Origin of the sequence: Porphyrobacter sp. LM 6 (assembly GCF_001720465.1) — a bacterium.
Taxonomy (GTDB): Bacteria; Pseudomonadota; Alphaproteobacteria; order Sphingomonadales; family Sphingomonadaceae; genus Erythrobacter.
In genome coordinates this window covers 665,994-692,832 of the sequence record NZ_CP017113.1, presented here as the reverse complement: position 1 = coordinate 692,832, position 26,839 = coordinate 665,994, and the positions used below count along the sequence as shown (strand labels likewise).

24 protein-coding genes and 1 tRNA gene are annotated in these 26,839 nt (G+C 65.9%); 10 read left to right on the top strand and 15 right to left on the bottom strand.

The window, feature by feature from the left end; genetic code table 11:
* The first annotated feature begins 1 nt into the window (after position 1).
* Together BG023_RS03430 and BG023_RS03425 are read left to right on the top strand one after the other, a co-directional pair.
* The gene (locus BG023_RS03430; RefSeq protein ID WP_233993063.1) at positions 2-1,525 is read left to right on the top strand and encodes a lipopolysaccharide biosynthesis protein; all 1,524 of its coding nucleotides are present in this window, start codon (positions 2-4) and stop codon (positions 1,523-1,525) included.
* Between the two features lie 35 nt (positions 1,526-1,560).
* On the top strand, positions 1,561-2,433 hold the full coding sequence (locus BG023_RS03425; protein ID WP_069309223.1) for an alpha/beta hydrolase: 873 nt from the start codon (positions 1,561-1,563) through the stop codon (positions 2,431-2,433).
* A 44-nt stretch (positions 2,434-2,477) separates the two neighbouring features.
* Here BG023_RS03425 and BG023_RS03420 read toward each other — a convergent pair whose 3' ends face one another.
* From BG023_RS03420 to BG023_RS03405, 4 genes are all read right to left on the bottom strand, one after another.
* A complete protein-coding gene (locus tag BG023_RS03420) occupies positions 2,478-2,843 on the bottom strand; it encodes a hypothetical protein (protein WP_069309222.1) in 366 nt (121 codons plus the stop codon).
* 12 nt (positions 2,844-2,855) lie between these two features.
* Positions 2,856-4,286 (bottom strand): flagellar filament capping protein FliD, encoded by a 1,431-nt coding sequence (fliD, locus tag BG023_RS03415; protein WP_233993062.1) that lies wholly within the window; start codon positions 4,284-4,286, stop codon positions 2,856-2,858.
* Between the two features lie 151 nt (positions 4,287-4,437).
* Positions 4,438-4,749 (bottom strand): EscU/YscU/HrcU family type III secretion system export apparatus switch protein, encoded by a 312-nt coding sequence (locus BG023_RS03410; protein ID WP_069309220.1) that lies wholly within the window; start codon positions 4,747-4,749, stop codon positions 4,438-4,440.
* Positions 4,733-5,434, bottom strand: a complete 702-nt coding sequence (locus BG023_RS03405; RefSeq protein ID WP_190315806.1) for a sigma-54 factor interaction domain-containing protein — start codon at positions 5,432-5,434, stop codon at positions 4,733-4,735. The genes BG023_RS03410 and BG023_RS03405 overlap by 17 nt, the downstream gene beginning before the upstream one ends.
* 270 nt (positions 5,435-5,704) lie before the next feature.
* On the opposite strand from BG023_RS03405, the gene BG023_RS03400 reads away from it, so the two are divergent.
* Complete coding sequence (locus tag BG023_RS03400) at positions 5,705-6,535, top strand: flagellin N-terminal helical domain-containing protein (RefSeq protein WP_069309219.1); 831 nt, start codon at positions 5,705-5,707, stop codon at positions 6,533-6,535.
* Positions 6,536-6,677: 142 nt separating this feature from the next.
* A complete protein-coding gene (locus BG023_RS03395; RefSeq protein WP_069309218.1) occupies positions 6,678-7,406 on the top strand; it encodes a class I SAM-dependent methyltransferase in 729 nt (242 codons plus the stop codon).
* 21 nt (positions 7,407-7,427) lie between these two features.
* Here the strand turns inward: BG023_RS03395 and BG023_RS03390 are convergent, their stop codons facing one another.
* Positions 7,428-8,039: an LON peptidase substrate-binding domain-containing protein gene (locus BG023_RS03390; protein WP_069309217.1), complete on the bottom strand. Its 612-nt coding sequence runs from the start codon at positions 8,037-8,039 to the stop codon at positions 7,428-7,430.
* Positions 8,036-8,968 carry a tetratricopeptide repeat protein gene (locus tag BG023_RS03385; protein ID WP_069309216.1) on the bottom strand — a complete coding sequence of 311 codons (933 nt, stop codon included), beginning with the start codon at positions 8,966-8,968 and terminating at the stop codon, positions 8,036-8,038. The genes BG023_RS03390 and BG023_RS03385 overlap by 4 nt, the downstream gene beginning before the upstream one ends.
* Positions 8,969-9,195: 227 nt before the next feature.
* Here BG023_RS03385 and BG023_RS03380 point away from each other — a divergent pair.
* Positions 9,196-9,270, top strand: a tRNA-Gly gene (locus tag BG023_RS03380).
* Positions 9,271-9,328: 58 nt separating this feature from the next.
* Here the strand turns inward: BG023_RS03380 and BG023_RS03375 are convergent.
* Entirely contained in the window at positions 9,329-9,961 is a 633-nt protein-coding gene (locus BG023_RS03375) for a class I SAM-dependent methyltransferase (RefSeq protein WP_069309215.1), read from the bottom strand.
* A gap of 252 nt (positions 9,962-10,213) precedes the next feature.
* Here BG023_RS03375 and BG023_RS03370 point away from each other — a divergent pair, with 252 nt between their 5' ends.
* Positions 10,214-12,400 (top strand): TonB-dependent receptor, encoded by a 2,187-nt coding sequence (locus tag BG023_RS03370; RefSeq protein ID WP_069309214.1) that lies wholly within the window; start codon positions 10,214-10,216, stop codon positions 12,398-12,400.
* A gap of 82 nt (positions 12,401-12,482) precedes the next feature.
* On the opposite strand, the gene BG023_RS03365 is transcribed toward BG023_RS03370, so the two are convergent.
* From BG023_RS03365 to putA, 5 genes are all read right to left on the bottom strand, one after another.
* Positions 12,483-13,658 carry a saccharopine dehydrogenase family protein gene (locus BG023_RS03365; RefSeq protein ID WP_069309213.1) on the bottom strand — a complete coding sequence of 392 codons (1,176 nt, stop codon included), beginning with the start codon at positions 13,656-13,658 and terminating at the stop codon, positions 12,483-12,485.
* Positions 13,659-13,715: 57 nt separating this feature from the next.
* On the bottom strand, positions 13,716-14,270 hold the full coding sequence (gene dcd, locus BG023_RS03360) for a dCTP deaminase (RefSeq protein ID WP_069309212.1): 555 nt from the start codon (positions 14,268-14,270) through the stop codon (positions 13,716-13,718).
* A gap of 91 nt (positions 14,271-14,361) precedes the next feature.
* The gene (locus BG023_RS03355; RefSeq protein ID WP_069309211.1) at positions 14,362-15,198 is read right to left on the bottom strand and encodes a hypothetical protein; all 837 of its coding nucleotides are present in this window, start codon (positions 15,196-15,198) and stop codon (positions 14,362-14,364) included.
* 446 nt (positions 15,199-15,644) lie between these two features.
* The gene (locus tag BG023_RS03350; RefSeq protein WP_069309210.1) at positions 15,645-16,037 is read right to left on the bottom strand and encodes a hypothetical protein; all 393 of its coding nucleotides are present in this window, start codon (positions 16,035-16,037) and stop codon (positions 15,645-15,647) included.
* A 59-nt stretch (positions 16,038-16,096) separates the two neighbouring features.
* Complete coding sequence (gene putA, locus BG023_RS03345; protein ID WP_069309209.1) at positions 16,097-19,222, bottom strand: bifunctional proline dehydrogenase/L-glutamate gamma-semialdehyde dehydrogenase PutA; 3,126 nt, start codon at positions 19,220-19,222, stop codon at positions 16,097-16,099.
* Positions 19,223-19,344: 122 nt separating this feature from the next.
* Here putA and BG023_RS03340 point away from each other — a divergent pair, with 122 nt between their 5' ends.
* Positions 19,345-19,659, top strand: coding sequence for a YciI family protein (locus tag BG023_RS03340; protein ID WP_233993061.1), 315 nt, complete (start codon positions 19,345-19,347; stop codon positions 19,657-19,659).
* A 234-nt stretch (positions 19,660-19,893) separates the two neighbouring features.
* Here the strand turns inward: BG023_RS03340 and mtnP are convergent, their stop codons facing one another.
* Both mtnP and BG023_RS03330 read right to left on the bottom strand, forming a co-directional pair.
* Positions 19,894-20,760 carry an S-methyl-5'-thioadenosine phosphorylase gene (gene mtnP, locus BG023_RS03335; RefSeq protein WP_069309207.1) on the bottom strand — a complete coding sequence of 289 codons (867 nt, stop codon included), beginning with the start codon at positions 20,758-20,760 and terminating at the stop codon, positions 19,894-19,896.
* Between the two features lie 34 nt (positions 20,761-20,794).
* Complete coding sequence (locus BG023_RS03330) at positions 20,795-21,502, bottom strand: glutathione S-transferase family protein (protein ID WP_069309206.1); 708 nt, start codon at positions 21,500-21,502, stop codon at positions 20,795-20,797.
* 191 nt (positions 21,503-21,693) lie between these two features.
* Between BG023_RS03330 and BG023_RS03325 the strand changes: the two genes are divergently transcribed.
* From BG023_RS03325 to BG023_RS03315, 3 genes are read left to right on the top strand one after another with little or no spacing between them, the layout of a single operon-like run.
* Positions 21,694-23,121, top strand: a complete 1,428-nt coding sequence (locus tag BG023_RS03325; protein ID WP_069309205.1) for an aldehyde dehydrogenase family protein — start codon at positions 21,694-21,696, stop codon at positions 23,119-23,121.
* 10 nt (positions 23,122-23,131) lie between these two features.
* Positions 23,132-24,493: a phosphotransferase gene (locus tag BG023_RS03320; RefSeq protein ID WP_069311092.1), complete on the top strand. Its 1,362-nt coding sequence runs from the start codon at positions 23,132-23,134 to the stop codon at positions 24,491-24,493.
* Positions 24,493-25,779 carry an acyl-CoA dehydrogenase family protein gene (locus BG023_RS03315; RefSeq protein ID WP_069309204.1) on the top strand — a complete coding sequence of 429 codons (1,287 nt, stop codon included), beginning with the start codon at positions 24,493-24,495 and terminating at the stop codon, positions 25,777-25,779. Before BG023_RS03320 ends, BG023_RS03315 begins: the two co-directional genes overlap by 1 nt.
* Position 25,780: 1 nt before the next feature.
* Here the strand turns inward: BG023_RS03315 and BG023_RS03310 are convergent, their stop codons facing one another.
* Positions 25,781-26,746 (bottom strand): bile acid:sodium symporter family protein, encoded by a 966-nt coding sequence (locus BG023_RS03310; protein WP_233993060.1) that lies wholly within the window; start codon positions 26,744-26,746, stop codon positions 25,781-25,783.
* Between the last annotated feature and the right edge of the window lie 93 nt (positions 26,747-26,839).

Below are 26,839 nucleotides of genomic sequence, written 5' to 3'. Positions count from 1 at the left end.
CGTGCGCTATGCCCGCGCAATGAACCAGGCCGCTGCCCCCTCGCTTGCCGCGCAGGTGCGCACGGCCGTGCTGTGGCGTTCGGGCAGCCAGGTCTTCACCCAGATTGTATCGTGGTGCGCGACGCTGATCGTGATCCGCCTGCTCGCGCCGCAGGATTACGGCCTTTTCGCGATGGCGCAGGTGATGCTGACGCTGCTCAACACCATGAACGGCTGGGGTCTGGCGAGCGCGCTGATCCGCGAGGCCGAGGTGAGCGAGCAACGCCTGCGGCAGACGCTGGGGATGCTGATCCTGCTCAACAGCGGCCTTGCGCTGGTGCAGTTCCTTTCGGCCCCGCTGGTCGCACTGTGGTTTGAACAGCCGCTGGTGGCCGATCTGGTGCGGGTGCAGGCGCTGGCGTTTCTGGCGATCCCGTGGTGCGCGCTGCCGCACGCGGTCCTCAGCCGCCGGATGGATTTCCGCCGTCCCGCGCAGGTGCGGCTCGCCGCGGCGCTGGCGGGCGCGGTCACCGCGCTTACCGGAGCGCTCACTGGCTGGGGCGTGTGGACGCTGGTCGCTGCGCCCTTGATGATGCTGCTGACCGAAGCGGTCGGCATGACCTGGGCCGCGCGCGCGCCGATCCGGCCGAGCTTCCGCTTTGCGGGCGCGGGCCACATCCTCGGCTTTGGCGGGGTGATGACGATGACCCAGCTGTTCTGGTTCGTGCAGAGCCAGGCCGATGTGGTGATCGCCGGGCGGGTGCTCGATCCGCACACGCTGGGCGTCTATTCGACCGGGCTGTTCCTTGCACAACTGCTCGCCGCCAAGTTCGTGCCGCCGATCAACGAGGTCGCCTATGCCGCCTATGCGCGCCAGCAGGGCGAGGGGGTCGAGGCAAGCGCGCCGACCGCGCTGCTGGCGACGATCCGGCTGGTGATGCTGGTGGCGCTGCCCGCCTATGCCGGCCTTGCGGTGGTCGCCCCGGTGCTGGTGCCGGTGTTGCTGGGGGACAAATGGAACGGGATCGTCCCGTTGCTGCCGATCCTGTGCGCCGCAATGGCGATGATGACACTCCAGATCCTGTTCGCCCCTGCAACCAATGCGCGCGGGGTGCCGGGCATCGCGCTGCGGGTGGCGATGCTAGGGAGCGTGGTGATGCCTGCCGCCTTCCTGATCGGCTCGGCCTTTGGCGTTGATGGGTTCGCGTGGGGCTGGGTCGGCGGGATGGCGGTGCTGACTGCAGCGACGGTGCGCTTGTCCGCGCCGGCGCTGGGGCTGCGGCTCGGCGCACTCGCCCACGCGCTCACCCCGCCGCTGGTCGCCGCGCTGGCGATGGCAGGGCTGGTCGCGCTGCTGCTCGCGCTCTTGCCCGCAAGCCTGCCGCCGCTGCTGGCGTTGATTGCGGTCGTGCCTGCGGGGATCGCGCTCTATGGCGGCGTGCTGCACCTTATCGCGCCCGGGCGGCTGGCCGAAGCGCTGCACTTCGTCCGCCATCGCGGCGAGGGTGAGCCTACCCCCAAGCCTACCCCTGCCAAAAGCGCCTGATTGACACCCCGCCTCCGATCCGGTTGGGCGGAGCGATGACCTCGACCCGCCAAGCCCCTGTCACCCGCCTTTACCCCGTCAACGGGATCGACCTTGCCGTCCACCAATGGGCCTCGTCCGGCGGCGGGGTGCCGCTGGTGTTCGCCCATGCGACCGGCTTTCACGGACGGGTGTTCGACGCGATCATCGAGGCCTTCCCCGATCATCCCGCCTTCGCCATCGACCTGCGCGGTCACGGCCAGTCGGGCGGCGGGCCGATCGAAGACTGGCGCATCGTCGCGCGCGATGTTTCTGATTTCCTTGAACAAGCTGGGATTTCGGGCGCGGTCGGTATCGGCCATTCGATGGGCGCGCATACGCTGGTGCAGGTCGCGGCGGACAATCCGGGCCGGTTCGCACGGCTGGTGCTGTTCGATCCGGTGATCCTTGCGCCCGAGTTCTATGCCCCCGCCGGGGCGCTCTACACCCCCGACAACCCCCACCCCGCGATCCGCCGCAAGCGCGACTTTGCGAGCGCCGAGGCGATGATCGAACGCTTTGCAGGCCGCGATCCCTATAACCTGTTCGACCCGCGGGTTTTCGCGGATTATTGCCGTTTCGGCCTCGTTCCCGCCGCTTCGGGCGAGGGGATGGAACTCGCTTGTGCGCCCGAAGTCGAGGCCAGCGTCTATGCCTCAAGCCGCAGCAATGGCGCAGTGATCGAGGCGGCGAAGCGGGTCGATATTCCGGTGCTGGTGGTGCGGGCGCAGATGACCGATCTTCAGGATTTCAAGAGCTCGCCGACTTGGCCGGAGCTGGCGCAGGTGTTGCCGCAGGGGGCTGACCTCTACCGCCCGGACATGACCCATTTCCACCCCTTCCAGGACCCGGCGGATGCGGCGCGGATTATCGCGGAATGGGTGGGGTAAAATCGACGCCTGAAAAATGTTCCACGTGGAACATTCCGGTTTTTCTATCCGGCAGCGTCCAGCAAGTCCCTGATATCGCTTCTGATGTTGGAAAGCTCCGCAGCGTCGGGTTGTAGGAGATTGGCTCCGACCTGCCCTGCCAGCCCGCCATAGAACTGCGTCAAACTGGCATGCAGCGGGTGGCCGGGGGCGACCGAGCGGGCAAGGTACACAAGGATCGATTGGGCACGGGTCAAAGAGGGTCTAACCACCCCCAAGCCCCGGTCTAGCTGGACCAAGGCACCCCCTAAAGCGGCCCAGGCTTCCTCCAGACAGATGCGCGTCAGATCCGCGCTGCCAGACGCTTCAATCCGCGCGTCAAGCTCGACACGGCGATAGGCGGCGGCCGGATTGCGGGCGAGCATCTGCATGGCCTGTCACCCTTACCGGTCGCTGTTCGACCACATGTCGACCTGCTGGCGCAGGAAGGTCAGCGTCGATTGCGAGGCCGCCACGCGGCGTTCGGAAGCGACGAACTGGCGGGTCAACCGCTCGCGCAGGGCTTCCTGCTGTTCGGTAATCGCGGCCAGCCGGTCATCGGTGCTGGCAAGCTGCGTCTCGAACCGCCGCAGCGATCCGCCAAGCGAGCCGGGATCGGTCACCAGACTGTTCTCGCGCGCAAAGCGATCAATCGTCGCGAACACGCCCGTCGGGCCGACGGTGAACATCGCGGCAGCCGCGTCGGGGCTGCGTTCAAGCGCCTGATTGAGGCGCGCACTATCCAGCCGGAAGGTGCCATCGCGATTAAGCGCAAGGCCGAGGTCGCCCAGCGTGCGCGGCTCGCCCGCAGCGGCATTCGGCATCACCACCTGCCCCGCCAACGCAGCAAGATCGCGCCGCAGCTCGCGCGCACCGGGATCATTGCCCAGCTCCCCGCCGACGGGGGCGGCCAGATCGTTCACCTGCGCCACGATATCGTTCAGCGCCGCGACGAAATCATTCATCACGCCTGAAATCGCCGCCGTGTTGCTGGCGAAGGTTAGCGTCGTCGGCGCGCCGGTATTGGTGGCGGTGAGGTTCAGCGTGAACCCGCCCGGCAGGCCGGTGACGCGGTTGGTCGGGCTGGTCATTGCCACGGTATCGAGCCGAAAGGCGGCATCGCGCGCGGTCGAGCGCAATTCGCCCGCATTGCTCGCCGGGCTCCAGCCGAGATAGCTGAGATCGCCCGCCACAGCGCCGCCGCCTGCGCCAGTTGCTTCGAGCACGAAGCCGCTTGCCGCGCCTTCCGCGCCCTTCATCACCAGCTGCGCGCCGTCCGGCCCGGTGGCGACATAGGCGGTCACCGCCCCGCCGCTTGCCCGGGTGATCTTGCTCGCAACCGTTGCCAGCGTGTCATCGGCGGTCACGGCGATATCGATGGCGGCGCGCGCGGCATCGGGGGTGAAGCCGCTGCCCGCCACCGTGCCGAAGCGCAGCGTCAGCGTGCCTTCGCCCACCAGCGCCGCCCCGCTCGCATAGCTTTTGGACACCAGCGTCTGCCCTTGGGCAAGCTGGGTCACTTCCAGCGAGAAACTGCCGCGCGGGGAAAGCCCAGTCGGCACGCTGACCTTCGCGACGGCGGCGTTGGCGATCTCGCCCTTAGGCGCGAGGTCGCCGTTGCGGATCCGGTCGCCCAGCGCGCTCGCGAGGCTGGTGATCGACCCGCGCAGCTGCGCGGCGGCCGAAATCTGCGCTTCAAGGCTGCTGCGCCGCGCCTCGGCAGTGCTGCGCTGCACCGCGAAGCTGGCGGCAGAGATGTCTCCGGCCAGCTTGATGAAATCAATGCCGCTGCCCGCGCCAAGCGCCGAAATGATCGAGGAGCCGGAAGTGTTCATGTCCGTCATAACGGGTGCCTGCGGCGAAGTTTAAGCTCTTCCACCAACCCGTCGCCCCGTGCCTGACACGGGGCTTGGCTACCATTGATCGACGGCTGCCGAAGAGAGCCTAGCCCCGTGTCAGGCACGGGGCGACGAAGGGTTTGACACATCACGTCCACAGCCTCCCATCACCATCGAACCGCAGTTCGGGCGGCACATCGATCACCGGGCGGCGCGGGTGCTGGCCGCGCTTTAGAGCCATGACGAAAGCGACCAGCGCGGCGATCGCGACATAGAGCTCCTCGCGCACCATCTGGTTCGGGCGCGTGGTGAAATAGACCGCGCGGGCAAGCTGCGGATATTCGAGCAGCGGCAGGCCCTGTTCGCCCGCGATCTCGCGCATGGCGAGCGCGGTATCGCCCCGCCCCTTGGCCAGCACCACCGGCGCGGGCGCAATCGCAGGGTCATAGGTCAGCGCCACGGCGAAGTGCAGCGGATTCCTGAAGCGCGCGCAGCAGCTTGGCCTGCAATGCCAGCGGCAGCTCGCCGATCTCGTCGAGCAGCAATGTGCCGCCGTCCGCCGCGCGGAACAGGCCCTCGGCTGCATCAGCCGCGCCGGTGAAGGCGCCCTTGCGGTGGCCGAACAGCAGCGCCTCCAGCATCGCTTCGGGCATCGCCGCGCAATTGACCGCGACGAACGGCCCCTCCGCGCGCGGGGAGAGGCGGTGGACGAACTGCGCCATCACTTCCTTGCCGGTGCCGGTCGGCCCTTCGAGGAGGACGGGGATCTCGCTCGCAGCGATCCGTTCGGCGAGCGTCAACAGGGCCAGCGTCTGCGGATCGCCCGCAATCGGCCAGCCGCCCTGCGCCGAAGCCGCGATAAGTGCCGCCCGGGCATCGGCGGGCGCAGCAGGGTCATAGGTCAGAGCGATGCGGTTCGGTGCGGCAAGGGCCAGTGCGGGCTGTGCGCCCTGCTCCAGCCCGATCGCGATCCGCCCGCTGCGGGCAATCCCGGCGGCCAACGGATCGCGCAGCCCGTCAGCCAGCACGATCCGCTCGCGCTGCCAGCGTCCGCCCATCAGCGGCACGGTCATGCCGATCAACGCGGCATGGATCTCGTCGCCGTTCGTCCCGGCGCAGGCAGCGGCTCTTGCTGTCATTGTCATTCTGGCCCCCGTGTTCTGGTCACGGCAAACCTCTGCCGCCGGCACGCTGGAGATGAGGCAAATTTAAGCCCCCGTAGGATTCCGTATGTCGCAGGCCCGTTCCGGCCCCCGTTCGGACGCGCCATTCGCTGCCGTGCCGCCGCGGAATTTCATTATATCACTGGTTTTCAATGATATTTTTTGTTGCTTAAACATCCCGGCGGATGGCCGCTCTAGTGACCAGCAGCGACGGGCCTGTTCGTCCTGCCTGACCATTCGGGAGTTTGAACAATGACTGTGATCAACACCAATATCTCGGCGCTGCGTGCCCAGAACGCCGGCGTTTCCGCCAACCGCATGCTCGGCACCGCCATGGAGCGCCTGTCGACCGGCAGCCGCATCAACAGCGCGTCGGACGACGCCGCCGGCCTCGCGATTGCCTCGTCGATGACCTCGCAGATTCGCGGCATGGCGCAGGGCATCCGCAACGCCAATGACGGCATCAGCCTTGCCCAGACCGCTGAAGGCGCGCTCAATGAAGTGACCAACATGCTCCAGCGCATCCGCGAACTGGCGGTCCAGGCCGGTTCGGACACCTATGGCGCGACCGACCGCGACAACATCCAGGTCGAAGTTGACGAACTGACCGCGCAGATCGGCCAGATCGTCACCAACACCGAATTCAACGGCGTGACCCTGTTCGACGGTTCGACCGCCACGGTGACGATCCTTGCCGGTGCCAACGATGTCGACACGGTCGATCTGGCGCTGGAAGACCTCACCGCGCTGACCTCGGGCGGCGGCGCTGCCGGCTCGTTCGACGTGACCGGTACCGATGGCTCGGCGGCACGTACCGCGCTCGCCGATATCGATGCCGACATCGACAGCATCTCGACCGCCCGCGCCTCGCTCGGTGCCGGCCAGAACCGCCTCCAGTCGGCCGCGACCAACCTCGCCAACGTGTCGACCAACCTGTCGGATGCCCGTTCGCGCATCATGGACACCGACTATTCGGCGGAAACCACCGCGCTCGCCAAGGCGCAGATCCTCGGCCAGGCCTCGACCGCGATGCTGGCGCAGGCCAACCAGTCGCAGCAGAACGTCCTCTCGCTGCTGCGTTAAGCGAGAAGCCCCCGCTGCTCCCCGCCCCTGGGAGCAGCCCTCACAGCCCGGAGCCCGCGGGGCTCCGGGCTTTTTGCGTGGGCAATCCGGGGGACCACCCGGCACGGTTGCCGTGGCGCACGCAGGGTCCTAGGGAATCCCGATGACCGCGGTTTATGACACCATCGGGATCAATTACGCGGCGCTGCGCCAGCCCGATCCCCGGATCGCGGCGACCATTGCGAATGCGCTGGGCGCGGCACGAACTGTGGTGAACGTGGGCGCGGGCACCGGGTCCTACGAACCCGGCGACAGGGAAGTGACCGCTGTCGAACCGTCGATCGAGATGATCCGCAAGCGCCCCGCAACGGCGGCACCGGCGGTTCAGGCCAGTGCGGACGAATTGCCGTTCGACGACAAGGTTTTCGATGCGGCGATGGCTATTCTGACGATCCACCATTGGCCCGACAAGGCCAAGGGACTGCGCGAGCTGCGGCGCGTCACGCGCGGCCCGATCATTCTATTGACCTTCGACCCGGCGCAGCGTCCGTGGCTGACGGACTATCTGCCCGAACTGGCCGCACTCGACGAACGCAACATGCCGCGGCTCGATGCTTATGCCGATTGGCTCGGTCCCGTCAGGATTGAGCCTGTTCCTGTCCCGCATGATTGCACAGACGGCTTTCTCTATGCCTACTGGCGCCGTCCGGAAGCCTATCTTGATGCGCGTATTCGCTCGGGAAGCTCATCCTTCTGGTCCATCGGCGGACTCGATGCCGGGCTTTCCCGGCTGGCCGATGATCTGGCAAGCGGGGAATGGGACAGGCGGTATGGCCACCTGCGCGCTATGGACCAATATGATGCCGGATACAGGCTGGTGATCGCCGACTGAAGCCGGCCCTCACGTGCCCCGCTATTGCAGCGTGACGATATCCTCGCTGCCATCGGTGCGGCCGTAGAACTGCATCAGCTGCACCAGCAATTCGCAGCGCACCGCGAGGTTTTCCGCTTCGAGCAGTGCCTGCTTGCTGGCCGGATCGAACGGCGCGATCTGCGAGACGCCGTTGATCAGCGAGCGGTCATCCAGCCGTTCGACCGAATCCCAGTCGACGCTGTAACCCTGCCGGTCGGCAAAGGCGCGCGCCTCGCGTTCGAACCCGCCGCGCTGGGCGTGGGTCAGGGTTTCGTCGTCGTCCTCGTCATAGATTTCCGCCTCGACCTGCCGGAAGGCGGTGGTGACATCGAGCTCGCGCACCAGCCGGAAGCGGGCCACGCCTTCAAGGATCAGGTTGTAGCGCCCGTCATCCATCGCCTGCACTTCGCCGATGCGCCCGACGCAGCCGACCTTGTAGAGCGGCGCACCTTCAGTGGGGCGCTGCGGCTGGATCATGGCGATCTGGCGGTCGCGAATCAGCGCATCGCCCACCAGCGCGCGGTAACGCGGTTCGAAGATGTGGAGCGGCAGCTGCATCCCGGGAAACAGCACCGCGCCGGTAAGGGGGAAGATGGAAAGGCGTTTCGTCATCCGAACAATACGCGCGACAGGCGGCGGCGGACGCCGACCACCCATTCATCTTCCAGACCGGTCGCCTCGAAGATCTTGAGCAGCTTGGCGCGCGCGGCGCCTTCGTTCCACTCGCGGTCGGCGGCGATCATGGCGAGCAGGGTGTCGGCAGCCTCGTCCCGCGCGCCTGCGGCAAAGGCGGCTTCGGCAAAGGCGAACTGCGCGTCCATGTTATCCGGCGCGGCAGCGGCAGCGGCGCGCAGGGCGGCGAGCTCGCTATCATCCACCCGCGTTCCGGCCAGCTCCAGCGCGCTGCGGGCAGGCGCAATCGCGGCATCGGTGGCGAGGCGCGGATCATTGTCGATCACTTCCATCACCTGCCGTGCCTGATCGACCTCGCCCAATTGCACCAGCGCCCGCACCAGCCCTGCATGGGCGGGCGCGTTTTCGGGTGCGAATTCGGTGATCTGGGCAAAGATGCTGGCGGCGCGCTGGGGATCGGCGGCGGCGAGCGCTTCCTCGCCCATCTTGACGAACTGCGCCAGCTCTTCGGGCGAAGGGCCTTGGGGGGCGCCGGCTGCGGGCGCTCCGCCAGCCTGCACCGGCAGCTGGGCGAGCAGCTGGTCGAGCATCGCCTTGAGCTGCGATTCGCTGCGGGCATTGGTCAGATCGGCGACCGGCTGGCCCTGGAACATGGCATAGACCGTCGGGATCGAGCGCACCTGGAACTGCGCGGCGATGAACTGATCCTCATCGACATTGATCTTGGCCAGCACCACGCCCTTGTCGGCATAGTCGGCGGCGACCTTTTCCAGCACCGGGGTCAGCGCCTTGCACGGCCCGCACCATTCGGCCCAGAAATCGAGGATGACGAGGCTGGTCTGCGAGGGGTCGACCACGGTCTTGCGGAAACGCTCGACCGCCTTCTGTTCGTCGATGCTCAGTCCCATGCTGGCCAAGGGGATGCTCCTGTGTTCATGTGCGCGGTGCGCTGTCTCGCCCCAATGTGGGGCATCTTCACCGGATGTGAAGCGCGCATTTGTGCTGGCCGCTCTGGCGCATGCAATCAAGCCCCGACAGCGCCAATTTTGCGCTTGCAGGCTCGGCAAGGCGCTGCTAATCGCGCCGCCTCTCCGGCAGGAACCGCGCATTCGCTAGTTTCTGTCAGCGCCAGTGAGCGGGCGTAGCTCAGGGGTAGAGCACAACCTTGCCAAGGTTGGGGTCGAGGGTTCGAATCCCTTCGCCCGCTCCATTTTCCTACAATCCGGTTGGGTGTCAGACCGCGTTCTTGCCAGAACGCGGCGAGCGGCTCAGCGCGCGTCCTTCCAGCCCCAGGCGAGGCGGCAGGGCAGGATGTTGAGCCATTCCCAATCGCTGTCCACCCGGTCGAAGACCTCTGCGGTAAGATTCATCGCCGTCTTGCTGAACTGGTAGGTGAGGAACGCCCCGCCGGGACGGATCACCCGCGCCGTCGCCGCAGCGATGCGCGGGCCGAGGCCTTCGGGCAGGGTCGAGAACGGCAGGCCCGACAGCACGTAATCGGCCTGCTCGTGACCATGCGCGCGGATGATCGCCTCGACATCCTCGGCCGAGCCATGCACCGCGATGAAACGCGGGTCGGTGATGTGTTCCTTGAGATAGCCGATGAACAGCGGGTTGGTGTCGATCACGATCAGCGTCGCATCGGGGCGCATGCGGTCCAGCACCGGGCGGCAGAAGGTGCCGACGCCGGGGCCATATTCGACAAACAGCCGGCAGCGGTCCCAATCGACGGGGCCGAGCATCTTGCGGATGGTGAAGCGCGAGGAGGGGATGATCGAGCCGACCATCACCGGATGTTCGACAAACCCCTGGAAGAACACCCGCCACGCCCCGAAGAATTCGCGCCATTTCTGCTTTGCGCCGGTGCGGTTGCGTCGGCGCACAAGATCGTGGCTGGCCATACTCGATCGGTTCTCTTTGCCGGGCGCCGACCATGCGGGGCCATGAGGGGGTGCCCAGCGAAATTGCAGATTGAGCGCCCTGCCGCAAGCGCGCGCAGGCCCAAGCGTGCATATGATCCTACCGGGGGCATGGTGGCGATCCTGCCGCAGCTTGCCTGCCCCACGCACGTCCCGGCGCTTTTGGTCTTGCAATTGCAGCGCAGGACGTTAGGCGCGTGATACGTTATCACATTCTCCTTTGCAGGATCCCCCATGAACACCACCATTCGCCTTGCTTCTTCCCGCCTTGCGCTCGCCGCCGTTATCGGTCTTGCCTGCAGCGGTGCGCCCGCGCTCGCCAACACCGATGATGCCGCCGCCGCCCAGCCGGCGCAGGACGAAGCGCTCGAAGACGATCTCCACAACCGTCAGGCTGACGAGGAAGGGAACATCATCGTCAGCGCCTCGGGCCTCAAGGAGCTCGACGTGCTGGCCGGCACCAACGTGGTCGAAGTCGCCCAAATCCAGCGTGACGCGGTGACCGGCCAGATCGGCGACCTGCTGACCAAGCTGCCGGGCGTGTCGGCCACCAGCTTCGCCCCCGGCTCCTCGCGCCCCGTGCTGCGCGGCCAGCAGGGCGAGCGCGTGCGCGTGCTGGTGGACGGCGTGGGAACGGCCGATGTCTCGAATACCTCGGTCGATCACGCCACCACGATCGAGCCGATCACGGTCGAACGCATCGAAGTGCTGCGCGGCCCCGCGGTGTTGCTCTACGGCAGCCAGGCGATCGGCGGCGCGGTCAACGTGATCGACAAGCGCATTCCGACCCGGATGCCCGACGAGGATTTCCACCTCGATGCCTTCGCCGGTGTCGATAGCGCGACCAACCTGCGCACCGGCGCAGCGAGCCTTGATGCGGGCATTGGCGAGAGCCTCGTGGTCCACATCGACGGCTCGTGGCGCCAGACCGATGATATGGAGATCGGCGGCTTCCAGCTGTCGGAATCGCTGCGCGATGAATTGCTCGAGGAAGCCGCTGAAAAGGACGCCGACGGCGAGCCCGAAGAAGCCGCCGAATATCGCGAGGCCGCCGCACAGCGCGGCTTCGTTCCCAACAGCGACATGGAAAGCTGGACGATCAACGCCGGCCTCGGCCTGATCCTCGGGCAGAGCACCTTCGGCGCCTCGCTCGGCTGGTATGATACCAATTACGGCGTCATCAAGCGCCCCGGCCTGAAGCACGAGCACGGCGGCGAGGAAGGCGCGCCCGAGGCCGAGGAAGAAGGCGAGGAAATCGTCCGCATCGGCCTCGAGCAGTTCCGCGCCGACTTCAAGGGCGACATCTACCTTGGCGAGGGCGCGTTCGAGCGGCTGAAGCTGCGCGTCGGCTATTCGGATTACACCCACACCGAATTCGAAGGCGCCGAAGTGGGCACCACGTTCGATTCGACCAGCGTCGAAGCGCGCGCCGAGCTGGTGCAGAGCGCCGCAGGTGCCCTGCGCGGTTCGACCGGTATCCAGTTCTCCCACCGCGATTTCTTCGCGGTTGGCGAGGAAGCCTATGTCGCCCCCAACCTGACCGACCAGCTGGCGCTGTTCACCTTGCAGGAGTGGGGCACCGGCCCGATCCAGATCGAGGCCGCCGCACGCGCCGAGTTCACCAATGTCGAAGCCCAGACGCTCGGCATCACCCGCGATTACGACACCTTCTCGGGCGCGCTGGGCGTGGTCTATGAAGGCATCGAGGGCATGCGCTTCGGCCTCAACGGCTCGCGCGCCGAGCGTGCGCCGAGCGCCGAGGAGCTCTTCTCCGACGGCCCGCACATTGCCACCCAAGCCTACGAGATCGGCGATCCCGACCTCGTTACCGAACGCGCCTGGGGGCTGGAAGCCTATGCGCGCGGCAGCATCGGCGCGGGCACCTTGAACCTCACCGTGTTCAAGCAGTGGTTCGACAACTACATCTTCCTCGAGGAAACCGGCCTTGAAGAAGATGATCTGCCGGTGTTCGAATACCTCCAGCAGGATGCCGATTTCTTCGGGGTCGAAGCGGAATTCTCCTACCCGGTGATCGACACCGAAGGGTTCAAGCTGCTGACCGACGTGCGCGCCTCCTATGTCGAGGCCGAACTGGCCGACGGCACCGCCGTGCCGCGCATCCCGCCGCTGAGCCTGCTCGGCGCGCTCGAAGCGCAGACCGATGCCTTCGACCTGCGCGGCGAAGTGCAGTGGTTTGACGATCAGAACCGGGTGACGAGCTTCGAAACGCCGACCGACGGCTTCACGCTGGTCAATGCGCTGGTCGCGTGGCGCCCGTTCGCCAGCAACCGCAACGTCACCGTGCAGCTGGCCGCCGACAACATCTTTGATGTGAACGGCCGCCGCCATGCCAGCTTCACCAAGGACTTCGTGCCGCTGGTGGGCCGCAACTTCCGCACGAGCGTGCGTCTCAGCTTCTAAGCTCCCCTGCGCTCCGCTTCAGGCGAGGGTCGCAATAAGGGGCAGTCGGGATGACCGGCTGCCCCTTTTTTTGCGTGGCGGATCAGTCTTCGACCGCGAAGGTCAGCTCGGCGTGCTCTTCCAGCCGCTTGACCAGATCCTCGCCCAGGAACGCGCCCGGCGTGCCAACTCCGCCCGGCTTGGTGCAGGACAGCAGCGCGATGCCGGTTTCGCTCAGCATCCGGCTGGTCGAGCCGTAACCCGGATCATAGCGGCCCTTCACGCCGTATTGCAGGCGCTGGCCATCGGCCATGTCGGCCACGAACACGACATCGTAGAAGCCGGTTTCGCGCTCTTCCTTGGTCGGCCCTTCGCCCGGCTTGGGGGGCTTGGCGCCGAACGGGTTCTTCATCATCTCCAGCGCCGCATTGGCCGCCGCCTTGCCCGCTTCGCCGGGGCTGGTGAGCATCATCTCGTCATAGCGGAAGTCGGCGCCATAGGGGTGGCCGAGCAGGAAGTTGGTGCGGTGCACGTTCTTGGTGTTGATCGGCGCCATCACGAAAGGCGCGGACCACTTGCCGAGATCGTCCTCATAGGCGGGGATCATGCCCGAGGGCTGGTCCGGCCCTTCAAAGCCGGGGGTCAGCGCAAACGGGTTCCGCAGCACGTTGATGATCGTCATGCTCTTGGCGGCGGCCTTCATCGTTGCGCCGAGGCTTGCCGCGGTGCCGCCCGAGAAGGTGCCCTTCATCGCCCGCACGCGCCCGCGGATGCGCGGGGCAGGCTTGCCGAATTTCGCCACGCAGGCCTTCTGGGTCATCATCACGCCGAGATCGAAGGGGATCGAATCGAACCCGCTCGAAAAGCAGATGCGCGCCCCGCTCTTTTCCGCTGCCGCCTGATGTTCGGCGATCTTCTCGGCCATCCACGCCGGTTCGCCGCACAGGTCGGCATAGTCGGTGCCGGTCTTCACGCAGGCGGCGACCAGCTTGTCGCCATAGAGCTGGTACGGGCCGACGGTGGTCAGCACGACCTTGGTGCGCGCGCACATCGCTTCGAGATCGGCGTCGTCGTCAGCATTGGCGACAACGAGGGGCGTGCTGGCGGGCGCGCCGATTTCATCGCGCACTTCCTCCAGCTTGGCGAGGCTGCGGCCGGCCATCGCCCACTTGGGCGCATCAGCGCGGCCCGCGTAGTGGTGCGCCAGATATTCCGCCACCAGCCGCCCGGTGTAACCGGTGGCGCCATAGACGATGATGTCGAATTCGCGGGTGCTCATGCATGGTCTCCTTTGCGCGCGTTGATGCGCGAGGGAGGTGCCTGAGTCCAGAGCCGCCTAGAGTCTGGGCAGCGTAACCCCGCGCTGGCCCATATATTTGCCCGCGCGGTCCTTGTAGCTGGTCTCGCAGCGTTCATTGCCCTTGAGGAACAGGAACTGGCACGCGCCCTCGTTGGCGTAGATCTTGGCGGGGAGCGGCGTGGTGTTCGAAAACTCCAGCGTCACGTGCCCTTCCCAGCCGGGCTCCAGCGGGGTGACGTTCACGATGATCCCGCAGCGCGCATAGGTGCTCTTGCCGAGGCAGATCACCAGTACATCTTCCGGCACGCGGAAATATTCGACCGTGCGGGCGAGCGCGAAGCTGTTGGGCGGGATAATGCAGACGTCGGTTTCGCGGTCGACGAAGCTCTTGGGATCGAACGCCTTGGGATCGACCACCGAGGAATCGACATTGGTGAAGATCTTGAACTCGGGCGCGACCCGCGCATCATAGCCGTAGGACGAGAGGCCATAGGAAATCACCCCGTCGCGCCGCTGGGCCTCGACGAAGGGTTCGATCATGCCGTGCTCAAGCGCCTGCGCGCGGATCCATTTGTCGGAGAGAATCGCCATTGCGGGGTGATTGCCGATGGCGGCACTATCGGCAAGCTTGCGTGCCGCACCAATCCACCGCCATTGACGGACCTGATCGCGCAGATACGGGCTAACTGCCGCCGAATATGGTTCGCAACTTGCCCAAAACAGACTTCTCTTTGGCCGACACAGGCGGAGGCAACGCCGGGCCAGGCGGGGCAACGCCGATCCGGACGCAATCCACTTGGCTGGTAAAGATATCGCCGAAGGGCGCGAGCCTTTCCATCAGAGTGGGCGAAAAGAACGTAACCCCTCCGCCGCCAAAGTCGCTCGTGAAGAGATGGCGTCCATCAACCACCCGTTCGTTTAGAAAGAAAAAATCGTTCGAACATGTGCCGCCGAGCCGCATGAACTCGGGGTCTTTGAAGTAAGTGATGCCTTTGCTGTTTGTGCCCGTTTCAATCTGGTGCTTGGCGAGACTGAACAGACATTCGGGCCTGATGAAATCCGACCCAAGATAGCTATCCGCGAAATTGTGAGCATAGAATCGTTCTATCCTGCCGTCGCTATGCTCAACATCGAAGGGCAGAAACACGTGTGCGCGCGGCTCAAGTGCGATGATTACCGCATGGACCCGCTCTGAAACCAAGCCGCTCAAGCCACCTCCATTGACTTCGGGCAGTGGCCCTTTGCCCACCACCCTCGCCTTTCGAGGCACCCGCCACTTGGGCAGTAATGCACCGGCTTCGTCTACGATCAGGCCCGGCGTGAGAATTTTCCGCCCTCTGGTCTGCCCCGACATGGTGAGATGCCAGAACTCTTCTTCGAGGGCGCATTTCTCAACCTGAAACCTGCCATGCACGGTTGGGCGGGTGATATGGTGGTTCGCGGTCCGGTACCAGACCGTTCCCGAATAGTCTTCGGGCACGGTCCCGAATACGCGCATGGTCTTGGAACTGACAGCCACCTGCTAGACCCCGTAAGTTTGCGGACAATGGAAAAACTGTGTGACACTCACCCCCATGGCGACAATGGGCACAGCTCCCAAGTTCGAACTAAAAGAACCTGACATTGTGCGAGGCGCGAGCAAAGGGCGCGCTCCTTCTTTTGCCCCGCTGGAGATGTCCGCTTGGTGTATTCGTCAGCCAGATGCCGCCGTTCGGGAAGCGACCCCATTGCAGACCATTTACATTCTGCTCAATATGCAAGGATGCCTTACCGCAATCCCCGATCTCGAGCACTAGGATGCTTATGGACCTTGGGGTTAGTCATAGCGGTGATTGCACTCGCGTATCTGATGGGTCCTAAGGCTATCGACTGAGCGTCCGCTTCCCACCCACGTCCCGTCATTCACCCTATCGCGCCCTCACGCCGATAGCGGACGCCTTGGCGCCTACTGGCACTTCAGCTTGATCACCTCCCACGCGAGGCGGGTCGGCTGGCCTCCGGCGCGGCGCACTTCGTCGTCGATGCATGCTGCGCGAAGGTGCGGTTGTCCGCCCGCTGTCCGCGCAGCATCCGATCGAGATCGATCACGTCCTGCATCGCCTGAGGGGACAGATCGCTGACGAACAGCCGCCCCTGCCACAGCGCCTGAAGATTGGCCTGCGCGCGCAGCACCCGCTCGTCCAGCACCGGCGGCAGCGCGGGAGGGCTTGCGGGCGGGTTCTGCCGCATCGTCGGTTCGGCCCGCTGGACCATGCCGGGGCTGGCCGCCGGCGGCTCGGCCAGCAGGGATGGGGCCGGGGCGAGAGCGCAGGCGAAGGCGATGGCGGCCTGCGCGGCGCGGCGGTTGAAGGCGCTCATGATCCGACTCCGGCTTGCAACAACCCGGCCGGTTTGCACACCCGCGCCTGAACCTCGGATTATCCCGCCGCAAGCAGGCTGGCGTTGCCGCCCGCCGCCGTGGTGTCGATGCACATCACCCGCTCGGTCGCGAAACGCGCAAGGTAGTGTGGACCGCCAGCTTTCGGGCCGGTGCCGCTCAGGCCCTCGCCGCCGAAGGGCTGGCTTTCCACCACCGCGCCGATCTGATTGCGGTTGACGTAGAAATTGCCGACCTTGGCGCGCGATTGGACGAAGCGGCGGGTTTCCGCGATGCGGCTGTGGAGGCCGAGCGTCAGGCCGAATCGGCAAGCGTTGATAGCGTCCACCACCTGCGCCAGCTCGCCCGCGCCGAAGCGCACCACGTGCAGCACCGGACCAAAGTTCTCCCGTGCAAGCGCGGCGATCGATGGGATTTCGATGATCGTCGGCGCGACGAAATGGCCTGTGGCGGGCACGCCGGACAGGCGCTCCGCCGGCCAGCCCTTGGCCGCGCAATCGGCGATATGCGCTTCGAGCGCGCCTTTCGCCTCGGCGTCGATCACCGGGCCGACATCGGTGGCGAGGTCCGCCGGATCGCCGACTGTGAGCGCTGCGAAGCCGCCGCGGATCATCTCGATCACGCCGTCGGCGATATCTTCCTGCACATAGAGCACGCGCAGCGCGGAACAGCGCTGGCCCGCGCTCTGGAAAGCACTCGCCAGCACATCGCGCACCACCTGTTCGGGCAGCGCCGAGCTGTCGACGATCATCGCGTTCTGCCCGCCGGTCTCGGCGATCAGGGTGGCGATCGGCCCGTCGCGGCCCGCAAGCGCGCGGTTGATCGCCTTGGCCGTCTCGGTCGATCCGGTGAAGGCGACGCCCGCAAGGCGCGGGTCGGCGGTGATGAGCTGGCCAACCTCGCCCGCACCGGGGAGCAGTTGCAGCGCCTCGGGCGGGATGCCCGCCTCGTGGCACAGCTTCACCGCGAGCGCGGCGATCAGCGGGGTCTGTTCGGCGGGCTTGGCGATGACGGTGTTGCCTGCCGCAAGCGCTGCCGAAGCCATGCCGATGAAGATCGCGAGCGGGAAGTTCCACGGGGAAATGGTGGCGAACACCCCGCGCCCGTGGAGGGTGAGGCTGTTCTCCTCCCCCGTCGGCCCCGGCAGGATCGTGGCCGCGCCGAACTGCTCGCGCGCGCCCTTTGCGTAGTAGCGCAGGAAATCGACCGCCTCGCGCAGTTCGAGCACCGCGTCGAGCAGCGTCTTGCCCGCCTCGCGCTGGCACAGGCTGAGGAATTCGGCGCTGTGGGCTTCGAACAGGTCAGCCGCTTCTTCTAGCAGCAGCGCGCGCGCCTCGCCGCCCAGCGCGTCCCAGCCGGGCTGGATCGCGGCGGCTCTGGTGAAGGCGGCTTCGACCTCCGCAGGCGTGGCATCGCGGCAGGTACCGACCACGACCGAATGATCGTGCGGCATGGTCACCGGTGCAGCGGCTCCGGCACCGGCAGCGAAGGTCGGCTCGGCGTGCCACTGTGCGCTTTCCAGCATCGCCAGCTTTTCGAGCAGCGGCTCGCGCACCAGCGGATCGCTGAGGTCTATCCCGGCGCTGTTCTTGCGGCTCCCGAAGATGTCCTTGGGCAGCGGGATCGCCGGATTGCGACGCGGGGTGAGCGCGGCAAGCTCCGCCACCGGATCGCCGACCAGTTCTTCCGCCGGAATGTCGGCATCGCCCATGCGGTTGACGAAGCTGGTGTTCGCTCCGTTCTCCAGCAGGCGGCGCACAAGATAGGCGAGCAGTTCCTTGTGCCCGCCGACGGGGGCATAGATGCGGACCGGTGTGCGTTGGTTGCCCTCGAGCGCGTGGAGCGCGTCGTAAACCTCCTCGCCCATGCCGTGTAGCCTTTGAAATTCAAACGGCTTGCCCGCAGCCAAGTGCTTGATCGCGGCGATGGTATAGGCGTTGTGGGTGGCGAAGGCCGGACGGATCACGTCGGCGTGCTCGAACAGCCGCGCCGCGCAGGCGAGGTAGCTCACATCGGTCGCGACCTTGCGGGTGAAGACGGGGTAATCGCTGTAGCCGCCCACCTGCGACACCTTCACTTCGCTGTCCCAGTATGCGCCCTTGACCAGCCGCACGAACAGCTTGCGCCCATGCCTGCGGGCGAGCTTGCCGGCCCAGTCGCACACCCACAGCCCGCGCTTCTGGTAGGCCTGGATGGCGAGGCCGAAGCCCTCCCACCGGCTGCCGTCGGGGCGGCGGAACAGCGCGTCATCGGCGACCAGTTCCTCGATGATATCAAGGCTGAGTTCGAGCCGTTCGGCCTCTTCCGCGTCGATGGTGAAGTGGATGTCCGCATCGCGCGCCTTGACCGCGAGGTCGCGGATCACCGGGATCATCGCCGCCTTGGCTTCATCGGCATGGAAGACATTGTACTTGGGGTGCAGCGCAGAGAGCTTGACCGAAATCCCCGGAGAGGCCGCAACGCCTGCCCCGGCCTCGCGGGCCAGCCGCGCCAGAGCGCTCTCGTAAGCCACGCGGTATTTCTCGGCATCGGCAAAGGTCATCGCTGCTTCGCCGAGCATGTCGAAGGAGTGGGTGATGCCCCGCGCCCACTCCGGCGCAGCGCGCTTCAGCGCTTCGTCGATGGTGCGGCCGAACACGAACTGGCCGCCGAGGATCTTCATCGCCTGGCCCGTCGCGGTGCGGATCACCGGCTCGCCCAGCCGGTTCATCGCCCGCTTGAAGGCGCTCCCCAGCCCCTTCTGCCGTGCATCGGGCGGATCGAGCACTTCGCCCGTCAGCATCAGCGAAAAGGTCGCCGCGTTGACGAAGGTGGAGGAGCTTTCGCCCAGATGCTCGCCCCAGTCGATGCTGCCGATCTTGTCCTTGATCAGCGCATCGGCGGTCGCCGCATCGGGCACGCGCAGCAGCGCTTCGGCGAGGCACATCAGCGCGATACCTTCCTCGGTATCGAGGCCGTATTGCTGGAGGAACGCGTCAATCCCGCTCGCCTTCTTGCCGCGCGCGCCCTCGATCAGATCGATCGCGAGGCGGGCGGCGGCGGGGTGCACCTTGGCGGCAGGGGCAGCCTGTTCGAGCCGCTCGGCGATGCAGGCTTCCTCCTCCTGCCGATAGGCGCGGCGCAGATCGGTGCGGTCGATGCTAGGAGTGGCGGTAAGGTCGGCCATCTGGTTTCACCTGAAACGATTCGGGAGCAATGCCCGGCCCTCTGAACCCCATGAGGCTGCGCTTCAAGTTCGGTCTTTGCAACACCCTGCCTTGATCGCGACACATGGCGCGGTTAGCCTGCGTGACAACTATCAGGGGCCACGAGACAATGCGGATGTTCTGCTTCCACTGCCGCGACGGAGAGGATGGCGGACGGCTGCGGGCGATCCACCGCCCGGCGCATCTCGAGTTCATCCACGCCAATGCCGATCATTTCGTGATCGTCGGCCCGCTGAAGCGCGCGGACGGGCTGATCATCGGCTCGCTGCTGATCGTGAAGGCCGAAGACGAGGCCGCCGCCCGCGCCATTCTGGCCGATGACCCCTACCTCACCGGAGGGGTGTGGCAGCTGATTCGGGTGGACGAATTCACCCCGCTGCTGGGCGACTGGGCCTGATGCCCTAGCGGCCAATGTTCCACGTGGAACATCGGGCAAGGACGGGTCTGGAGGGGGTCTAAGGGGGGTCTAGCAGGGGCCTGGCCGCGGATTTTTTGTCCAGCGAAAACCCTTTCGTCGCCCCGGACTTGATCCGGGGTCCCGCTGCCTTCCTGCCGTTCTCCGCCTCGCCGAAAGAAAGAAGCGGGATCCCGGGTCAAGCCCGGGAAGACGGGAAAGGGTGCAGCCCCGCCCCTATTCGAACAGCCGCCGCGCGACCGCATCGAGCTTGGCCATCACCTCGGGATCGTGCTCGTCCGGCGCGGTGATTACGGCATCGTCGAGAGCGGTGTCGATGGGGGAGGCTTCGCGCTTCTTGGGCAGGGCGGCGATGAAGTTCTTCACCATCGCCCGCGCCAGCGCGCCGTTGGCCTGCATCTGCGCGACGACCTGCGCGACATCCACCGCCTCGCCATCCCGCCAGCAATCGTAATCGGTCACCATGCCGACCAGCGCGTAGGGCAGCTCGGCCTCGCGCGCCAATTTGGCTTCGGGCATCGCGGTCATGCCGATCACGTCCGCGCCCCATGCGCGGTACATCCGGCTTTCGGCGCGGGTGGAGAATTGCGGGCCTTCCATCGCAAGATAGGTTGCGCCCACCGCCACCTTGCCCTTGGCCTTGGTGACCGCCTTGGCCGCCATTTCCGACAGGCGCGGGCAGACCGGGTCGGCCATCGAGACATGGGTGACGAACCCGCTGGTGTAGAAGGTCGACGGCCGGTGCACGGTGCGATCGATGAACTGTTCGACAATCGCAAAGCGCCCCGGCTCCAGCTCTTCACGCAGAGAGCCGACTGCCGAAATCGCCAGAATATCGGTGCAGCCCGCGCGCTTCAGCGCATCGATATTGGCGCGCGAATTGAGCTCGGTGGGCGAGATCGGATGCCCGCGTCCGTGGCGGGGCAGGAAGCGCACCTTCACATCGCCGATGCGGCCGCACAGGATTTCATCCGACGGATCGCCCCACGGTGTGTCGATCGCGATCCACTGCGCGTCCTCGATGCCGTCCATGGCATAAAGGCCCGATCCGCCGATGATCCCGATGCACCATTCGCTCGCCATGTGAGCAGCCGCCCCCTAGTTCTCGGGTGATGCCTTAGGTCAGGTCGCAAGCATCCGGCAAGGCCTTGCGAACGACCTTTTGCGCCGCCGCGTAAGGCCCGGCGATCGAAGGGCGCGCCTGCATCGCGGCCAGATGCGCTGCCAGACCCGGCCAACGCTCAAGCGAAACGTCGGCCACCAGGGTGATCTGCATCAGCACGGTGGCCACGGTGATATCGGCAATCGACAGCGCATCGCCGGCAAAGAACGCTCGGCCCGCCAGCCGCGCTTCGAGCACATCGAGGATCGGCGGCACCTGCGTGCTCCACGCCTCGCGCGCCTTGTCGAGCCCCAGCGCCTCGCCCTTGCTTACCGCGAAGAAGATCGGCCGGAAGATGCCCAGCCCGCCCGCCATCGCCAGCGCGGTATCGGCATATTCCTCGATAAACAGCGCCTCGCCCAGCGCCATCGGGGCTTCGGGATAGAGCGCGGGGGCGGGATGCTTCTTCTCGATAAAGGCGCAGATGGCCGAGCTGTCGGCGATGGTGCCCGCCACGCCCTCTTCCGCCACCGAACGATCACGCAGCACCGGAATACGCTTCATCGGCGAGATATCGCGGAACCACGCAGGCGGATCGAACACGTTGATCGCCTCGATCTCGTAAGGCACGCCCTTTTCGATGCACACCGCGGCGACCTTGCGGACGAAGGGCGACAGCGGGCTGCCATAGATCACCAGATCGGGGCGGGAATCAGTCATCATGTATCCTCTCGTCGGCACATTGCGGTGCTCACATAAGCGCCGCCCGCAATAGCGCAATCGCTAGGCGAAGCGGGTCGCCTTGCGGCTTACACTGCCGGGCAACGGAGCGATTGCGTTTTTGAATGCAACGCGCCACTTTCATCAGGCAACAAGACGAGTCCCCCGTTTGCGGGGGCGAGAGAGGAAACGACATGGTCACCCAGTACAAGAACCTTATCGGCGGCAAGATGGTCACCACGGACCGCATGCTCGATGTGGTCAATCCCGCGACCGAGCAGGTGATCGGGCAGGTGCCCGCCTGCGGCAAGGCCGAGCTCGATCAGGCCGTCGCCGCCGCGCGCGCCGCGTTCAAGACCTGGAAGAACACCCCCATCGAGGAACGCCGCGCCGCGATCATGGCGATTTCGGGCGCGATCAAAGCCAATGCGGAAGAACTCTACCGCCTCCTCACTAGCGAGCAGGGCAAGCCCCACGATCAGGCGCGCGGCGAAATCTACGGCGCCGCCGCGATGAGCGCCGCGCAATCGACCCTCAGCCTCGATGACGAGATCAACGAAGACAGCGACACCCGCCTGTCGCGCACCCGCCGCGTGCCGGTGGGCGTGGTCGGCGGCATCGTGCCGTGGAACTTCCCGGTGATGATGGCGATCCAGAAGATCGTGCCCGCGATGCTTTCGGGCTGCACCATCGTGCTGAAGCCCTCGCCCTTCACCCCGCTCACCACGCTCAAGATCGCCGAGCTGATCGCCGACAAGGTGCCCGCCGGTGTCGTCAACATCATCACCGGCGAGGACGATCTCGGCCCGCTGATCACCCAGCACCCCGATATCGACAAGATCACCTTCACCGGCTCGACCGCGACCGGCAAGAAGATCATGGAAGGCGCCTCGGCAGACCTCAAGCGCATCACGCTGGAACTGGGCGGCAACGATGCCTCGATCGTGCTGCCCGATGCCGATCCCAAGAAGGTCGCCGAACAGCTGTTCTGGTCGAGCTTCTCGAACGCCGGGCAGATCTGCGTCGCGGCCAAGCGGGTCTATATCCACGAGGATATCTATGACGAACTGTCCGCCGCGATCGTCGAATACGCCAAGACCGTGAAGGTCGGTGACGGCAGCGAGCAGGGCACCGGCGTCGGCCCGATCCAGAACAAGAAGCAGTATGACCGCGTGCTCGAGCTGATCGAGGACGCCAAGGACAACGGCTACAAGTTCCTGCTCGGCGGCAATGTCGATCCGAGCGGCACCGGTTACTTCGTGCCGCTGACCATCCTCGACAACCCGCCCGAAGATGCCCGCATCGTCGCCGAGGAGCAGTTCGGACCGGTCATGCCGCTGATGAAGTTTTCTTCGGAAGAGGAAGTCATCGCGCGCGCCAACAACTCCGAATACGGCCTCGCCGGCGCGGTGTGGACCGGCAACCCGGAAAAGGGCGTCGAAATCGCCGAGCAGCTCGAAACCGGCACGGTGTGGGTCAACGAATACCTCCACCTGTCCCCGTTTGCGCCCTTCGGCGGGCACAAGCAGTCGGGCTTCGGCGCCGAATACGGCAAGGAAGGCCTGAAGGAGTTCACCTACGCGCAGGTGATCACCGTGAAGAAGGACAACGTCCCCGCCTAAGCCGGTGGCGATGACGGCTGACGAACTGAGCGCCGGGCTGGCGCGGGTCGCATCCCGCGTCGGCCTCGGCGCTTTGTCGTTGGTGCCGCAGCGGCTGACGGGCGGGGCGGTGATGGAAAGCTGGCGCTTTGCTTGCGGGGACGAGGCCTTCGTCCTGCGCCGCGCGCCGAGCCTCGCCTTCATGGAGGGGCGGCCTTACGGGCACGCGGTCGAAGCCGCGCTGATCGAAGCCGCGCGCGCCAAGGGCGTGACCGCGCCGCAAGTGGTGGCGGTGCTGGAGGAGACCGACGGCTTAGGCTCCGGCTTCATCATGCGCGCGCTGCCGGGGACGGCTGATCCCAAGGTTATTCTGGCTTGCGACAACCCCGACAGCTTGCTGCGCGAGGCGGCGCGGGACTTGGCGCGCATCCACCGGCTGCGGCAGAGCGATGTACCCAAGGGCGTGCCGGTGATCGATTACCGCGCCGCGATTGCCGACCTCAAAGCGCAATTCATGGACGCGGGCGGCGACCGCCCGATCATCGCGCTCGGGCTCCGGTGGCTGGAAGACAACTGCCCGCCCGAGGTCGAGCCTGTCCTCAACCATGGCGACTACCGCATGGGCAATCTGCTGGTCGAAGGCTCGCGCCTGACGGGGGTGCTCGACTGGGAGATCGCCCATTTCGGCGACCGCCACGAAGACCTCGCCTTCGGCTGCATGGCGGTGTGGCGCTTCGCCCGTTACGATCGCCCCGCGCTGGGGCTGGGTTTAATTGAGGACTACATCGCCGCCTACGAGGCCGAGGCTGGCGTGACGGTCGATCCCGCACGCTTCCGCTTCTGGACGATCTACCGCACCGTGTGGTGGGCACTCGGCTGCCTCAAGATGGCGGCGCAATGGCGCTCGGGCGCGGACCGGATGCTCGAACGCGTGGTGATCTCGCGCCGGACGAGCGAGCAGGAATTGGACCTGTTGCTGCTGCTTGAGGAGGACGCGCCGGCGGTGGACAAGGACCAAGTCCTGTTCAGCACGCGTGCGCTTGTGCGGCCAACCGGTGAGGCGAAAATCGCCGACATTGCGGTCGCAATTTCCGAATGGCTCGCAACCATCAAGGACAAGCTGGACGGGCATGACCGTTTCCAACTGGCGGTCGCCCGCAACGCTTTGGGAATCATCGCGAGGGCCTCAACGTCCGATGCCGAGCTGTGCGACAACAGACATTTCGCGGGCCGGATCCTTTCAGGCGAGATGACGCTGCAAACCCACGGCCTGCTCCATGATCTGCGCTCGACGATCCTTGAAAAGGTTCAGGACGATTCGCCCAAATATCCGGCCCTCCAGATTGCGATGGAGAAATGGCCGGCCCCGGACAAAAGAACGGAGCAAGCCTAATGGACTTCGCCATCCCCGCCGACCTGCAAGCCTATCTCGACGAACTCGACGCCTTCATCGCCGCCGAGATCAAGCCTCTGGAGCAGCAGGACGACAATATCCGCTTCTTCGACCACCGCCGCGAATATGCGCGGACGGATTTCGAGGGGGGTGGCCTACCCCGACACGAGTGGGAAGAACTGCTCAAGGAAGCCACCCGCCGCTCTGACAAGGCGGGCCATTGGCGCTTCTCTGCCCCCAAACGCTACGGCGGCAAGGACGGCAGCAACCTCTGGATGGCGGTCATCCGCGAGCACTTCGCGAGGAAGGGCCTCGGGCTGCACAATGATCTCCAGAACGAGCACTCGATCGTCGGCAACTTCCCCTTTGTCGCCATGTTCGACCAGTGGGGCACCGAGGAACAGAAGCAGGAATTCATCCTCGGCGGGTTTGAACGCACCCGCCGCGTCGCGTTCGGGCTGACCGAGCCGCACCACGGCTCCGACGCCACCCACATGGAAACGGTCGCGGTGCGCGAGACCCGTGACGGCGTGGACGGCTGGCGGATCGATGGCGAGAAAATGTGGATCACCGGGATGCACGTCGCCACCCACTGCGCGATGTTCGCGCGCACGTCGGGCAAGGCGGGGGATGCGAGCGGCATCACCTGCTTCCTCGTCCCCAACCCCACCGAGGGCCTGAAGATCGAGGAGTGGATGTGGACCTTCAACATGCCCACCGATCACCCGCGCCTCAGCGTCACCAACGTCTGGGTGCCCGATAGCGCAATCCTCGGCGTGGAAGGTCGCGGCCTCGCGCTGGCGCAGAGCTTCGTCCACCAGAACCGCATCCGTCAGGCGGCCAGCTCCTGCGGCGCGGCGCTCTATTGCATCGACGAGAGCGTGAAATACGCGCGGGAACGCAAGCCCTTCGGTGAGGAGCTGGCGCGCAATCAGGCGATCCAGTTCCCGCTGGTGGAGCTGGCGACGCAGGCCGAAATGCTGCGGCTCCTCATCTTCAAGACCGCGTGGGAGATGGACAACATGCCCCACGAAGAGATCGAGCGGACGATCTCGGACAAGGTCTCGATGTGCAATTACTGGGCGAACCGGCTGGTGTGCGAGGCGGCGGACCGCGCGATGCAGGTCCACGGCGGCATCGGCTATTCGCGCCACAAGCCCTTCGAGCACATCTACCGCCACCACCGCCGCTACCGGATCACCGAAGGGTCGGAGGAGATCCAGATGCGCAAGGTGGGTGCGTACCTGTTCGGGTACTTGGGGCCGAAGCGGGGGATGTACGGGTGAGCTAGCCTTTCCGCCGCCACCACCCCGCCAGCAGGCTCCCGATCAGCACGTGCCACACCGCCGAGATCGCCGCCGGAACCGGGGTGAGGGCGGCTTGCTGGACGCTGGCGAATTGCGCGGCGAAGGCGGGGGTCTTGGCGAGGCCCGAGCCGAGGCCCGAATTCTGCATCCCCACCTCGATTGAAATGGTCCGCGCCTCGATCTCCCCCAGCCCCAGCGCCCGCGAGAGAGCATAGCCCAGCCCGAAGCCCAGTGAATGGAGCAGGAAGGTCGCCAGCAGCAGCACGCCCGCGTGCTCCATGATCTGCGCCTTCGATCCGCCGACGATCCCGCCCACGATCAGCACCACCAGCACGATCGCGACGAGCGGCAGCACCGCGCTCACCGCTCCTGCCGCGCGCGGGAACAGTCGGTTGAGCAGCGTCCCCGCCACCACCGGCACCAGCACCACGCCGACCATCTGGACGAGCAGGTTCAGCCGGTCGATCTCAACGTAAGCCCCCGCCAGCCACCCGGTCAGCAGCGGGGTCAGCACGACGGCAGCCAGCGTCGAGGCCATCGTCATCGCCACCGACAGCGCGACATTCCCGCGCGCGATAAAGGTGACGATGTTCGATGCGGTGCCGCCCGGGCAGCATGCGACGAGGATCAGGCCCACCGCCAGCCCCGGCTCCAACCCCAGCAGCTTCGCCACGGCAAAGCCCGAGAGCGGCATGACCGTATATTGCAGCGCGACCCCAGCCACGAAGGCGCGCGGCATCTTGGTCAGCCCGCGATAATCCTCGAAGGTCAGCGTCAGCCCCATCGCCAGCATGATCACGCCCAGCGCGAGGCTCAGAAGCGGCTGGCCGGCAAAGGTGATGCTCCCGTCGGTCATCCAGGTGAAGGCGGGCGGAAAGAACCACGCCAGCGCCACGCCTCCCAGCGTCAGCGCGGCGAAATTGTTGGTGATCCGTTGCAGCATCATTGAAGCCCCTTGAGCCGCTGTCTGTAATCGACCAACGACATTACCGCCCCTAGCAATATCCTTGCGCCCCGCTAGTCTCCCGCGCCGACAGAG